Origin of the sequence: Paraburkholderia sp. MM5496-R1, assembly GCF_050436205.1 — a bacterium.
Lineage (GTDB): Bacteria > Pseudomonadota > Gammaproteobacteria > Burkholderiales > Burkholderiaceae > Paraburkholderia > Paraburkholderia tuberum.
This window is the reverse complement of sequence record NZ_JBNDLT010000002.1, coordinates 2,949,505-2,961,813: the sequence shown is the minus strand read 5'-3', so window position 1 is coordinate 2,961,813 and position 12,309 is coordinate 2,949,505. Positions and strand designations below refer to the sequence as shown.

The following is a 12,309-nucleotide window of genomic DNA, read 5'->3' as shown; positions in this document are numbered from 1 at the left end:
ACAGACACGACATAGTGCTGGCGCTGTGTTGCACCGGGCAGCGAAAGAAAAAGCCGCCATCAGGCTATTGCAATCAAGCGGTTCGCGCGTCCGACGGGATTTTCAGAACTGGCTAACGACCCGTGCCTTGATGGTCTCGAACTCCGAGTCGCTAATCAGACCCGCTTCGAGCATGCTCTTGGCTTTTTTCAACCGTTCCACAGGGTCTTCGGTTGCACTGGCCGATGATCCGTCACCACCCAAGCTCCCCTGAAAACCGCCTGACTTGGCCCGCAGTTCTTCCAGTTCACGGAGACGCCGCTTCTCCCGCCATGCCTGTTCTTGCGCTTGGCAGATTCGGTAGATCGACTGAGCTTCGTCTTTCCGAAGGCCGGAAAACTCGAACGGGCGCACCGCGCCACCAATGGCGAGATCAGGCATAGTCAACGCGGTAACGCGCAAAGTGCTACCGAAAATGCCCGCCTTGATGTGGGCCGACTTGATGTCTTGCCACCGAATATCAACCGGAGTGAATCCACCGATCAAGCCCCGATCCAGCCCGATCAGACGCCCGGTGGTAGCGGCGACGATCGAGCGCCGATGAAGCAAAGCGAACAGCCTACGTTGTACCGCCGTCGATTGAATCTTCTCGCCCGCAACGAGCATCGAATCTAGCGAGCCATACGCCTTTTCGAGGCCCGCTTCGCGCGGCTTCATTTGGTCTTCACTCATGTGTATTCCCCGTTGATGTGGTAATAGTTCTCGTTTCCGGCTTACTGGATGTCTTCGGACTGCACACACGCCGCATGAATCCCGGTGACGACCGGCGCATCGCAGACATCATCAACACGCTTCCGGTACAAATCGGCGAGACACTTCTCGCTCGTACATTTGTTGCGTCGAGCGACCCATGCCCGTTGTTCTTTCTTCAAGCTAGCCCCGCCGTCGCCCAAATCGGAAGCCAGCATGTCGCGGTAGTTGTCCGCCAGCGCATCATCCAGTTTCCCGAGCAACGGACTAGAACAGATCGTCTTCTCGACGTAGGTCGAGGCCTTCTTGCAGTCAAACGAAGTAGCGTGCGCCAGCGGCGACAAGATCAGTAAGGCCGCAATCAGATGTCGAAATTTCATACACTTCCCCCTTGTCACCGTTTAATTATGAAAAACCGCCGATGAACGGCGGTTCTAAAGTCGTTTTTGCGCTCGAATCCTACCAGCGTCACATGGCAGACAGGACTTGGATGCGTGCTTCCGTCGTTTTGATGAGACAGGCTGTATCGTCACAGGCATTCCTCTCCTTCAGCCACTCGCGTTGCTGCTGCTTCAGTGCTGCGGCATCGCTCGCATTCGCAGCCGCCGCCCGATATGCCAACGCGAGCCGCCGATCTGCGTCCGCTGTGGCGGGACTGGAACAGACTAGCTTCTCGATCCTCGACGACGCCTTTCCACAGTCGAATGAAGCCACGACGGACGACTGTGCGGGCGGCAACGGTTCCGCCTTGGTCGAAGTGGTGGTGTTAGGCTGAGTTGTCTGCGCCTGTTGCTGCGGCTGTGCTGTGGTCGGCTGCGCTACTTCACTTCCCGGAACTGCCGCGCTGGCCTGCACTGCCGACGCCGCTACGTCCGCTGCGGACTGATCCCCGAGAACCGATGCAAGGCTCTGGGTCAGCGGGCATTGTTGATCGAGTGCCGCTGCCAGTTTCTTGAAGTTAGGCAACAGGTCGCCGGAGAGCGGTCCAGCGCCTTGCAGGGCGTAACCGATGCGGGCCATCTGCCGTTCGCCGACGACCTTCTCCACTGCATTCATCTGGCACGTGCAACGCTCGACACCACCAGATTTGCTACAACCTTGGACCGTCGCATCCTTGAATGCCTTACTCCACGGCGTAGAGTTCGCCGATGTCGGCGTGATGTCCGGCGTTGCAAACGCGAGAACTCGGTAGTCCGCCATGTAGGTCTTCAGGCGATTGTCTACAGCGGCATCTTCCTGCGTGGTCAGGGTAATGATGGGACCTTGTTTCTGCTCAGAGGCGTCGGACGGCGCCGCAAGTTGATACGTGATCGGTGCGATGAAGGTCGGATCGGTCAGGGTGTCACTCGCATGTTCAACCGCGACATGTTGCAGTCCCTGCACAGCACGCTCGATGTCTTGCTTGGGGAAATCGATCACGAAGTTCGCCGCACAATCGACATTCTTCGCGTCGTTGTTCCGCGCCATCTCATGAATCGTATCGACGTGAACCTTGATGCGGTTGTCCTGCACCGCCCAAACCAGATCAGGGATGCCGCTTTCGACCAGTTGCTTCCCGTAGGCATCGACTATATATGCCTTGACGTTCGGGGCCGCACAATCAAGCCCATGAGCGCCGCCAAGCAGACTTGCAAGGTTGAACGACGATCCACCAGATGACGCCTGATCGATGGATGATCCGTTCACATCTGCTGCACTGAGGGTGGTCGCAAGCAAGCCAAAAACTACAGCAGCATAGGCGATGACACAGGCGAAAGCCGCAAGGACCGGCATCGCCATCGACTTCTTGGCGTAGGTCTTCCCGAAGTTTTCTTTGACGAAGCTGATCTGCTTCCGACCAGACGCGACATACCAGATGAACCAGTAAAGCAGTGCGCCACCGTTGATGATCCCGCGAATGTCGTCATTGCCAGCGGCAGTCTTGCCGACAAAGAGAACCGTGACGACGGCCATCGCGACTAGCACGATCAGGCTGATGTAGAACCAAACCTTTGACGCGGCGGCCCTTTCCGGCTGCCCCAAGGTGCGCCAGTTCGACGCCTGTAGATAACTCCCGAAAGTCGGTGTAAGGATGAAGCTGAGACTGGCGACCCGAGACGGGTTCCAGATCGGTTGATTCTGGGTATTTTGCATATGGATATTCCCCCGAGTTGTTGTACTTCTTTGGTCTCAATCGGGACCCACAATCGGTCCCTGCACGGATGCAAGTCCAAAACTTTATATAAAACCAAACTTATAGTGTGTGGTTTTTGGCAGACAACACCGGAAAACTTCCGGGCATGCCAAACCCAACCCAAACGTGTGATGCGCAGCGCCTGTTCGCGACGAACATGCGGCGCATCCGCAAAGAAAAAGGGTTGACGCAAGAACGAGTTGCCGAAGCGGCGGGGCTACACCCGAACTATGTCAGTTCCGTCGAGCGTGCCGAACGCAATATCTCAATCTGCAATATTGAGCGGATCGCCGTCGCGCTCGATGTCACGATGGCAGAACTCGTTTCCCGGTGAAGCTACTGGCTAAGTTGACACTCGTCGATTGCACTGCGGCTGATTTGCGTCTGTGCATCTTCCGCGCGGCGCAATCATACGTCGCGTGACTTGCCGCGATCCCACTCAATCCACGCACATGGGACACCATCGCTTCCCATACCGGTCAGGTCAGCCCGCGCCGATGATGACATCGACTGCCGTACCCGCATGATGGTTTGCCGACTGGTCTTCATCTCGCGGGCGATCTGGGCGACGGAAACACCGGCGTTCAGTTGTTGGATGACCGTCACACGTTGTGCTTCGGAAAGTGCGGACGGACGCCCGAAGGTTTTCCCTTCTGCCCGAGCGCGACGAAGACCCGATTGAGTACGTTCGATCAGCAAGTCACGTTCGAACTCAGCGACCGCGTTAATCACTTGCATTGTCATCCGACCAGCCGGACTGGTCAGGTCCACGCCGCCAAGGGCGAGACAGTGAACACGGACCCCGATGGATGCCAACCGTTCAACCGTGGACCGCACGTCCATCGCGTTTCTGCCCAATCTGTCGAGCTTGCTCACTATGAGTAAATCTGAATCTTCAAGACGGTCCACCAGCTTCGCGAAGCCCTTGCGTTCGAATGCCGGAACCGAACCGGAGACCGTTTCACAAATGATGCGTTGCTTCGTTACTGCAAACCCGGCTGCTTCGATTTCTTGTACTTGATTGTCGGTCGTCTGGTCGGCGGTTGATACCCGGCAGTAAGCGAATATGCGTGTCATCGGCACCTTAATATGTACGAAATGGGAGTCCGAATAGTACCAGGTGTACGTAACGTATACAAGCTAATTTTTGGACATGCGGTACTTTGGTGTCCGCGAGTGCTGGATTTCGGACATCTAGGAAGCGCACGCGGCTACCGGAAGCGGACTTCAGAACACCGGCGGCTTCCCGCCCACCATGATCGTTGCCTTTTCTCTGCGCTGATCTCCAATACTGAAAGGGATGCCCGCATCGTGTAAAGCCTTCGCAATTTCAATCGCTGCTGGATCATCAGTTTGATAGACGATCAGGCCGGTCCATATAACGCCCAAGGGGAATTCCTTCTTATCTACGACCCACCCTGCATCCGTGAACGTCTTTAAGATGTCAGCGGCGTACATTCCCGATTCAGGATCACCCATCGCTTCCATGTTGAAACTGTTGGGATGCTTCGACAAAATCGCAACCAATTCAGCGTGTTGTTTCGCCGTAATTCGCCGATTCGCGAACTTCTCGCGAAGCTCGATGTTTTGTTTTTCCACTTGCGCGGCGTGCAAGGAGGCTTCCGCAGCGGCTTTGTTCGCCACGGCAGCAGCTTGGTTGGCATGCGCGGCATCGGAACCCGCCCGTGCGGTTTCCATTTCGTTGTTACTTATGCGCAGGTCCGAGTAATGATCTCTGATCTTACCGGTCCAGATCGCGCCCATCGTGGCTACAGCAACGATGATCGCACCAACTATCAGCGCAATATTGAAGGCGTTGAAGAGCGTGTCTGCTGTTTCCGATGAAATGTTCAGGTTAGGCATGTCAGGTTCCACCGTGATATTGGCGTGTACTGGTCCCCATTTGGATGTCCCGCATAATACGATGGCCGCATGCCGCAACCCTAACACCACGACAAACCTGCCATCGTTCTTCGAACAATGAAGGTAAAAAGCAATGAGCAATCCACGCGCATGGTCGCTACTCGCCGTTGATGGCGCCCGACAATACGGCGGAAACACTGGCTATCAGGACGATCCGTCACAGGTCTATCGGTACGATAGTTTCGTCGCCAATCACCAACAGGTCTCGAAGAACGACGTGGTCGTCATTCGTTCATCGCTGGGCGTGCTTGGCGTCGCGCAGATCACCAGCATCGAACTCGGGAAGGGTGAGAAGGAGCGGCAGCGGTGTCCGATCTGCGGCGTTAGCGACATCAAGCGTCGCACTACAATCGAACCACCGTGGGTCTGCCGGAACCGGCATGAATTCGTGGAACCAGTGCGAGAGAAAGTGACCGTAGAAACATTCGCTGCGCACTACGGTGAGACGTTCCGGCCAGCGCCGTCTGGTCTGACGCTGGACCGATTGGCTGCCGCGGTAGTTCGACCCAATGACCAGATGTCGATCAAGGAAATCGACTTGGTGCGAATCGAACCGTGGTTTAGAGATGACGCTGAATGCAACTCATTGCTGAAAAAGTTCGTCCGCGACATCGACATCGATAACGTGGATAACGGTACGGACGCCGATCCACCGCACTCCATCATCGAAGCGCGAAGGCGCGTGCTTCGGGAAGTGAACGAGCGACGCGGACAGGCAAAGTTTCGAAATCGGCTTATTGCCCGATACGGCGCTGCCTGCCAGATAAGTCGTTGCGCATTTGCGGGACTGGTGGAAGCCGCACACATCCGGCCATACGCCGAGACGAATGACAACGGAGCGAACAACGGACTGCTGCTGAGAAGCGACCTGCACACCCTGTTCGATCTCGATCTGTTAGCAATCAATCCGTCAACCCTGACCGTCGCGTTGCATCCAGACGTGCGTGCAGCGGGCTATGAAGCATTTGACGGCATATCTATTTTCCTCAACGGCACGTCTGGCCCTGATCTGGCCGCGTTGGCCGACCGATGGGAGTGTTTCCAACTACGACAAGTAGCGGACGATGCACCAAGTCAATCGGTGCCAGCGGCGATCCTTGTTGAGTAGTTCGCACGATCCGGTTCGGTTGACACTTGGAAACGCGCTTTCCGAACTGGAACCGTATAGGTCCGCTTGGGCCATAGCCAAAAGGGACCCTTGATGGACCGTAGTTCCTCGGAAACTTGCGCATAGAATGAGGCAGATGTCAACAAAAAAGGTTGACATCTGCCCATGTTTGCGGTATAATATCGGTTCTGATGAAAAGTGCGTCGTTCGACCGATCCTTTTCAAGCGGAAACTTGCTCCGCATCTATATGAATTTCCCCGGTGGTTTCCTCGAACATCATTCGTGATGTTGCAAAAAGCCTTGTTCGGGCCTTGCTGTGAAACCGATCCCCTCCGTCTTCACGTCACTCTTATTACTCGCTCGCGTCCGCACTCGGATGTAGGTATGGCGCTGAAGGCATGAAATTTTAGAAATAGATGCGAAACATTAAATCTTCCGAATTCGCAGTTGTAGCTGGCGTAAAGGCAATCCGAGACGCCAAGAAACCTGGTCCCGTCACGGTGATGCAATATGAACACGGCGTCCCGGCATCGTCATGCACGATGTCTGCTAGGGCGCATCGGTCTAGCCGGTCTGCGAATTCTGAAAAATCTCGAATGACTAAATAGTAGTAGAAGAATGTGGTGCGAAGCGTTCCGGCATCAATGACCGGGCAAGCTTCCCCGCAATATACAAGTGAATCACTTCGGAAGTTAAAGCCTTGTGTCGGGCGATTACCAAGACATGGCGAACCTGTTCTAACAGAGACAGTAGCCTTCGAGATTCCGACTCGCTATAAGAAGCAGACAGCAGCGATGGGCTTCAAACATCGTAAATGATGGTGGATACAAACGACCACCTTCGTGCATCTCGTATCAGACCGAGATGAACAACACGAGCGTCATAAGAAAGGGTTAAAGGGGTACAGCGTGACCGCCCCACATCGAAAGATGTCCTAGTCTGGTTGTGTCTTGTTCAGATACAGTTCGGGTCGGACAGCCGAATTGTGTCTGTAACAATCGTTCACTGGTCAATGACTAGTTAAAACAAATCAGTGAACGGGCGCGAAGCGCACGGCCCGAAGGGCATGAATTAGAACCAATGATGAATAACTATTCATAATAGGGCAAGGTCCAGCCCTGCGGGCCGTGCTTCGCACGCGAACTGGATTAACACCAATGAACGACTAACTATCATAATAGGGAAAATTCAGCCCTTCGGGCCGTGCGCTTCGCGCCCGTAAACAGGTAAGATGAATTCGAATTCCTATTCATGACTGGTTATCATCAGGGCCGATATGTGCCTATTCCTAATTCTCTGTAACACCAATCGTTACTTCATGCGCCACAACCAGTGCCGGTCATCTGTCACCGCTGGTTAATCACCGCTGCTGGTTCACTACCACCGCTGGTTAATCACCGCTGCTGGTTCACTACCACTGCTGGTTCACTACCAGTGCTGGTTAATCACCGCTACTGATTCACTACCACTGCTGGTTCACTACCACTGCTGGTTCACTACCGCTACTGGTTCACTACCGCTGCTGGTTAATCACCGCTACTGGTCCACTACCACTGCTGGTTAATCACCGCTGCTGGTTCACTACCGCTACTGGTTCACTACCGCTGCTGGTTAATCACCGCTACCGGTCCACTACCACGGCTGGTCATTCACCACCACTGGTTACACCACCACTAGTTAATCACCACTGCCGGTTCATTACCACTGCCGGTTCATTACCACTGCCGGCCCCATTACCACCACTGGTTCATTACCAACGCTGGTTCACTATCATCCGCTGGTTCATTACCACTACCGGTTCGTTATCATCGCTGGTTCACTACCAGTGCTGGTTCATTACCACTGGTGGTCCACTACCGGTGCTGATTCATTACCACTCGCTGGTTCATTACCACTGCTGGTTCATCACCAGTGCGGTTCACTACCACTGGTGGTCCACTACCGGTGCTGATTCATTACCACTCGCTGGTTCATTACCACTGCTGGTTCATCACCAGTGCGGGTCACTACCACTGACGACCGAAGCGCGCCGGAACTGATCGCGCGCGCGGCACTCCGCAGCCGAAACAATACCAGCTCAATCTGGAATTGCATCATTCGCCGTTGCGCGGGTTACTTATGTCCGATGCGGTGCGGCAGCACCCGTTGTTTGAACGGCGCAAGCATTGAAGCACGATAGGGGGACCCGTTGCATGCACATCAGATTTGCAGTTGCGGAGACGACCCTGTTTGCCTTATATTCCGAAGGCTCCCCGGATTTGCCGGAGAGGAAAGTGACAGGTTGTCAAGCCACGCCGAATTGCTCGCCGAGCACAGACGCAGTGCAGACAACACGTAGACCACGATTTCCGTCATGCGGAACTCCAAGGTTACACTGACATGATATTGCATTTCTAACATTAGCGGCCAAAGCCCGGGCTTATGTCTGGGTGAGATAATGTAAAGAACATTGGTGTATATCCGGGAGTGCGCATTTTTGGAATGCCGCCAACCGCCGCACTCCCGGTTTGCTAGGTAGCCGCGATGAACAATCTTGTTGACTGGTATAAGCCGCGCAGGTATCTGCATTTCGACATTCCAATCAGTGAAAAAGCCGCGATTGCCATTGCAGGTAATCCTGCTGTTGTAGCCCGCCATGCTTTCTACCCACTTGTCAACTTCATCATACACAGCAAAAAGGTGAAATGGGATTCAGCGACTAAAAAACTATCGCTCATTCCGAAGGAGCGACCAGTTAGTTATGCGTCTCATGTCGATAGTCACATATATGCGTTTTACGCGTCGGCACTGAGCGACAAATACGAAGCGCATCTTAAAACAGCCAATTATCAGCCCGCAGTTCTGGCTTTTCGCAAGTTGGGGAAAAGCAACATAGAGTTCGCAAAAGAGGCGTTTGCTGCAATTCGGGAAATCGGCAATGCAGACGTGATCACAACCGACATTCAGGACTTTTTTGGAAACCTCGACCATAATATCTTAAAGGCGGCGTGGCGATCCATTCTAGGCACAGAAGCCTTGCCGAAGGATCATTATAATGTATTCAAATCGCTGACGAGATTTTCTTGGGTCGATAAGCGCAATCTCTACGCCGCGCTCCATATCTCCCTGAATAATCCACGGGCGTCTCGCTCGCGAATATGCGAACCTGAGGAATTCCGCAAAGTGGTACGTGGATGCAAACTGATCCAAACAAACCCACATCCCCGAGGCATTCCACAAGGCTCGCCCATAAGCGCACTCCTGTCCAACATCTATATGGCGAACTTTGATGAGATGATGTGGAATGCAGTCACAGCTTGGGGTGGCAAATACTTCCGTTACTGCGATGACATGCTAATCATCGCGCCGCATGGAAAAGGGAAAGACCTGCTGGCGCTCGCACAGGAATTCGCTGATCTTCACAAACTTCCTCTACATCCGAAGAAGACAGAAACGCGCACGTTTAATTTGAATTCAGATGGTCTAACAGCGGATAAACCCCTTCAGTATTTGGGATTTTTGTTCGATGGTAAGCGGGTAATTTTACGTTCAGCGTCTCTTGCGCGGTATTCTGACAGGATGAAACGCGGCGTCCGGCTTGCCAAGGCGACTATGCGAAGCCGGAATGATCTACGCATGGCGCGTGGTGAGACGCCAACCATCCTGCACAAGCGAAAACTGTATAAACGGTACTCTTACCTCGGCAGACGAAATTTCGTCTCATATGCTTTGCGTGCGGCGGGAATCCTCGAAGCCAAGGAAATTAAGCGCCAAGTGAAACCCTTGTGGAAAAGGCTACGTAAACACATGAAGTAGCACCCGTTGGGGCGTAAGATTTAGCGACGTGAAGGCACGAAAGAAATAACGCTGCACGTCGCACATCGGAAAACCCAATCACACCGCTAATGCATCCGGTTCGCCCTTCGACTCGATCAACTGTCCGACAGTCGGCCTCGGCTGCTGAATGTGGAGACGCGGCAATGACTTCACGATCCTCATGGTTTCGAGACTGACTGTACTAGTCGCCCAATCGGAACGCCGGTAGCGCCAATAACCGAGTCGCCATACTCATCGCGAAAGTGGCATCGGTAAGCAAGTGAGTCTCTGCCGGACTCATACTGTCCACGACGCGACGAGAGAGATTCGACGGGTCGTCGATGGAACGGTAGTGCGTGAGCGGATTACGCAGGTTCATAAGGCGACGTAGATCGTCCGCGTCCTGCTGCGTGATGACATCTCCCGAGACGCATCGCTGCAACGTCTCGTTGAAAGACACCCGATCCGGCAACTTTTCGGCATGAAGTCCAAGGGTCAGGTGCGCGGCAAGCATGTGTTCGGCAAGACCTTGACATAACAACACTGTCGCCACGAAATTGCCGTGAACGAAGCTGGATCGTGCTTCCGTCCAAGCGGCCAAAGCCGTTTCGCCACCCGGCATCATGGTCCCTGCCGAACCGAGCGACATGGAGAGGTCTGCAAGCTGCCGGAATCGCACGACCTTGCCCTCCATGTCGTCGTGCAAGTCCGCCAGCAAGATACGGAACACATCCACGTCTCGGATAGACGACAGCAATTCCGTTTGGATGTGATCGATCATGATTGGTCGAAGAAATCGGTTCTCACGCGTGTGATGCGCCGAGGGACCGACGAAGCATCGGACTGATCTGATGCACAACCGTCACGCCGCCCAATCCTCGGATCGCCTTCACAACCCCTTGGCCTTCAAGGTATCCAATCGCATGATCTACAAGCGGGTAGGGTTCGCCAGTAGCGGCGGCGATGCCCGCGCCGTCAGTTATTCCGTCATTCGTCAAGCACAACCCGACCTTGCGGATCAGCGGTGATTCTTCGCTCCCCAGAACCATCGAGACGCCGTAGGGTTGAACCCGCGCGTGGTAAGGCCCCGGACCCAAGTGTTTGAGTTGTTCGATGTAGCCTTGATGTTCCAATACATCCAAACTATCCGAAACAACCGAGGTATCCAGTCCTTGTTCGGTCGCAGCCGCCAGAACCGCGTCCGGCGACACATAATCCCTACCGCGCATCAAGAAGTTATCGTACAAAACCTTGAGAGTGAAGCGGTCGGCAGAGGACAAGCCTCCGATCTGAGGCAGTGCAACGCTGTGGACATAGGCCGGGGCCGATCCGATAGGCGGCTTTGCTGTATGGCCGAACACCGCATCTACAACGCGAGAAAGGCAATCGCCGAAGTCGTTGACATCCTTCACAGACTCCCACAATAGAGACTTGAGGGCTTCGGGAACCTCGCATTGCTCAAGCACAACCGGGATGATCTTGGTTCCTTTCTGAATGCGGCCTACCACGGCTGCGTTCAATTCTTCACGAACCCAAGGCTTCACGACGCTTGCGTTGGAAATGACGATGACAACAGCGGCAGCTTCCTTCAACCCTTCTTCGAAAATCTTATCGACCAAGCTATCGCCGGGAAGCATCTCCCATCGGTCTACCCATGCGTCGATGCCACGCTCTCTCAGCGCAGTGGCAAATGGAATCACGAAGCGTTGTTTGTCTTCACTGGCGTGACTGACGAAAACCTTGGGTGGTGCAACTGTTGTTTCCATACAGGTCCGTTTAAGGAGAAATCGTTTTGGTCCGCTGCTACCCGGCATGCGAATCGGCAACTGTGGCCCTAGCGCCCCGTTGGACCGCAGTCCCAACCGCCGCGGTCATGGTGAATCCGGCTTGCATGCCTGTGCTGGCGTCGCTTTCAGCAACAGCGTCACCGTGGACGTGCTTCCACCCGATCCGCTGCTTCTCTGCCACTGCATTAAGGTAGGCGCTTTCCCTTCAGCACTGACGCGGTAGGTGCGTGTGAAGTTAGCGTTGGACGGGTTGGGACGCCCAGATTCGTCGAACTGACAGAGCAACTTTGCGTTGATCTTCGCGTGCTGCAACGAAGGCAAAGGGTTGAAGTCGCAACCATCGTACAGCGTGCCGAAACACGCGTCCCTACCAGTCAGACCCGGTTCAAACGAGATGGAATCAGGTCCAAACTTTGGCGGCGCGTCGGTGTAAAGCGTGACCGTCCAACCTAGTTCATCGGTGCGCTGTCGCAAGACAGTGGACACGTCCCCCATGACGTTGATTCTCAGAACTCCGTTTCGGTAGCTTCTTGTCGCGCCGGGATTCAACGTGTAGCCGTTCTGCCATTGAATAGGCGAATCGGCTTGCCAGTCCCAACCAACTTGCGGCTGGCTAGGTGGCGGCATCAACGCGAGAATGACCGAACCCAACTCAAACGATCCCGTTCCTTTAAGTGATTCGGGATAGATTCCTGTGATAGGCGCAGCCGTTGCGGCGTGCGTGATCAGTCCCGCACAAAGGCAAATCGATGCGAATACCGGTTTCATAATCCCCGCTTGCCTTCACTATATG

General features: G+C 54.4%; 10 protein-coding genes and 1 pseudogene. 3 read left to right on the top strand and 8 right to left on the bottom strand.

Annotation, left to right across the window (positions count from 1 at the left end):
• Positions 1 to 102: 102 nt before the first annotated feature.
• From OKW38_RS20700 to OKW38_RS20690, 3 genes are all read right to left on the bottom strand, one after another.
• Positions 103 to 711 (bottom strand): PH domain-containing protein, encoded by a 609-nt coding sequence (locus OKW38_RS20700; protein WP_429362880.1) that lies wholly within the window; start codon positions 709 to 711, stop codon positions 103 to 105.
• 41 nt (positions 712 to 752) lie between these two features.
• A complete protein-coding gene (locus tag OKW38_RS20695; RefSeq protein WP_429362878.1) occupies positions 753 to 1,109 on the bottom strand; it encodes a lysozyme inhibitor LprI family protein in 357 nt (118 codons plus the stop codon).
• Between the two features lie 88 nt (positions 1,110 to 1,197).
• Positions 1,198 to 2,862 (bottom strand): lysozyme inhibitor LprI family protein, encoded by a 1,665-nt coding sequence (locus OKW38_RS20690; RefSeq protein ID WP_429362876.1) that lies wholly within the window; start codon positions 2,860 to 2,862, stop codon positions 1,198 to 1,200.
• A gap of 116 nt (positions 2,863 to 2,978) precedes the next feature.
• Between OKW38_RS20690 and OKW38_RS20685 the strand changes: the two genes are divergently transcribed.
• Positions 2,979 to 3,236 carry a helix-turn-helix domain-containing protein gene (locus OKW38_RS20685; protein ID WP_429362875.1) on the top strand — a complete coding sequence of 86 codons (258 nt, stop codon included), beginning with the start codon at positions 2,979 to 2,981 and terminating at the stop codon, positions 3,234 to 3,236.
• A gap of 170 nt (positions 3,237 to 3,406) precedes the next feature.
• On the opposite strand, the pseudogene OKW38_RS20680 reads toward OKW38_RS20685, so the two are convergent.
• Both OKW38_RS20680 and OKW38_RS20675 read right to left on the bottom strand, forming a co-directional pair.
• Positions 3,407 to 3,979 (bottom strand): annotated as a pseudogene (locus OKW38_RS20680) (recombinase family protein); the annotation flags it as partial.
• Positions 3,980 to 4,129: 150 nt separating this feature from the next.
• A complete protein-coding gene (locus OKW38_RS20675; protein WP_429362874.1) occupies positions 4,130 to 4,765 on the bottom strand; it encodes a hypothetical protein in 636 nt (211 codons plus the stop codon).
• Between the two features lie 133 nt (positions 4,766 to 4,898).
• Between OKW38_RS20675 and OKW38_RS20670 the strand changes: the two genes are divergently transcribed.
• Entirely contained in the window at positions 4,899 to 5,933 is a 1,035-nt protein-coding gene (locus tag OKW38_RS20670) for an HNH endonuclease (RefSeq protein WP_429362873.1), read from the top strand.
• 2,524 nt (positions 5,934 to 8,457) lie between these two features.
• On the top strand, positions 8,458 to 9,729 hold the full coding sequence (gene drt2 / locus OKW38_RS20665; RefSeq protein ID WP_429362872.1) for an antiviral reverse transcriptase Drt2: 1,272 nt from the start codon (positions 8,458 to 8,460) through the stop codon (positions 9,727 to 9,729).
• Positions 9,730 to 9,931: 202 nt separating this feature from the next.
• Here drt2 and OKW38_RS20660 read toward each other — a convergent pair whose 3' ends face one another.
• The 3 genes from OKW38_RS20660 to OKW38_RS20650 form a co-directional block, all read right to left on the bottom strand.
• Complete coding sequence (locus OKW38_RS20660) at positions 9,932 to 10,510, bottom strand: hypothetical protein (RefSeq protein WP_429362870.1); 579 nt, start codon at positions 10,508 to 10,510, stop codon at positions 9,932 to 9,934.
• Between the two features lie 22 nt (positions 10,511 to 10,532).
• The gene (locus OKW38_RS20655) at positions 10,533 to 11,495 is read right to left on the bottom strand and encodes a toll/interleukin-1 receptor domain-containing protein (protein ID WP_429362868.1); all 963 of its coding nucleotides are present in this window, start codon (positions 11,493 to 11,495) and stop codon (positions 10,533 to 10,535) included.
• A 105-nt stretch (positions 11,496 to 11,600) separates the two neighbouring features.
• Positions 11,601 to 12,284, bottom strand: coding sequence for a hypothetical protein (locus tag OKW38_RS20650; RefSeq protein WP_429362866.1), 684 nt, complete (start codon positions 12,282 to 12,284; stop codon positions 11,601 to 11,603).
• Between the last annotated feature and the right edge of the window lie 25 nt (positions 12,285 to 12,309).

Excerpts from the sequence above, each read along its gene's own strand:
- OKW38_RS20700 (WP_429362880.1), bottom strand. The coding sequence starts at position 711 with ATGAGTGAAGACCAAATGAAGCCGCGCGAAGCGGGCCTCGAAAAGGCG.
- OKW38_RS20695 (WP_429362878.1), bottom strand. The coding sequence starts at position 1,109 with ATGAAATTTCGACATCTGATTGCGGCCTTACTGATCTTGTCGCCGCTG.
- OKW38_RS20690 (WP_429362876.1), bottom strand. The coding sequence starts at position 2,862 with ATGCAAAATACCCAGAATCAACCGATCTGGAACCCGTCTCGGGTCGCC.
- OKW38_RS20675 (WP_429362874.1), bottom strand. The coding sequence starts at position 4,765 with ATGCCTAACCTGAACATTTCATCGGAAACAGCAGACACGCTCTTCAAC.
- OKW38_RS20670 (WP_429362873.1), top strand. The coding sequence starts at position 4,899 with ATGAGCAATCCACGCGCATGGTCGCTACTCGCCGTTGATGGCGCCCGA.
- drt2 (WP_429362872.1), top strand. The coding sequence starts at position 8,458 with ATGAACAATCTTGTTGACTGGTATAAGCCGCGCAGGTATCTGCATTTC.
- OKW38_RS20660 (WP_429362870.1), bottom strand. The coding sequence starts at position 10,510 with ATGATCGATCACATCCAAACGGAATTGCTGTCGTCTATCCGAGACGTG.
- OKW38_RS20655 (WP_429362868.1), bottom strand. The coding sequence starts at position 11,495 with ATGGAAACAACAGTTGCACCACCCAAGGTTTTCGTCAGTCACGCCAGT.
- OKW38_RS20650 (WP_429362866.1), bottom strand. The coding sequence starts at position 12,284 with ATGAAACCGGTATTCGCATCGATTTGCCTTTGTGCGGGACTGATCACG.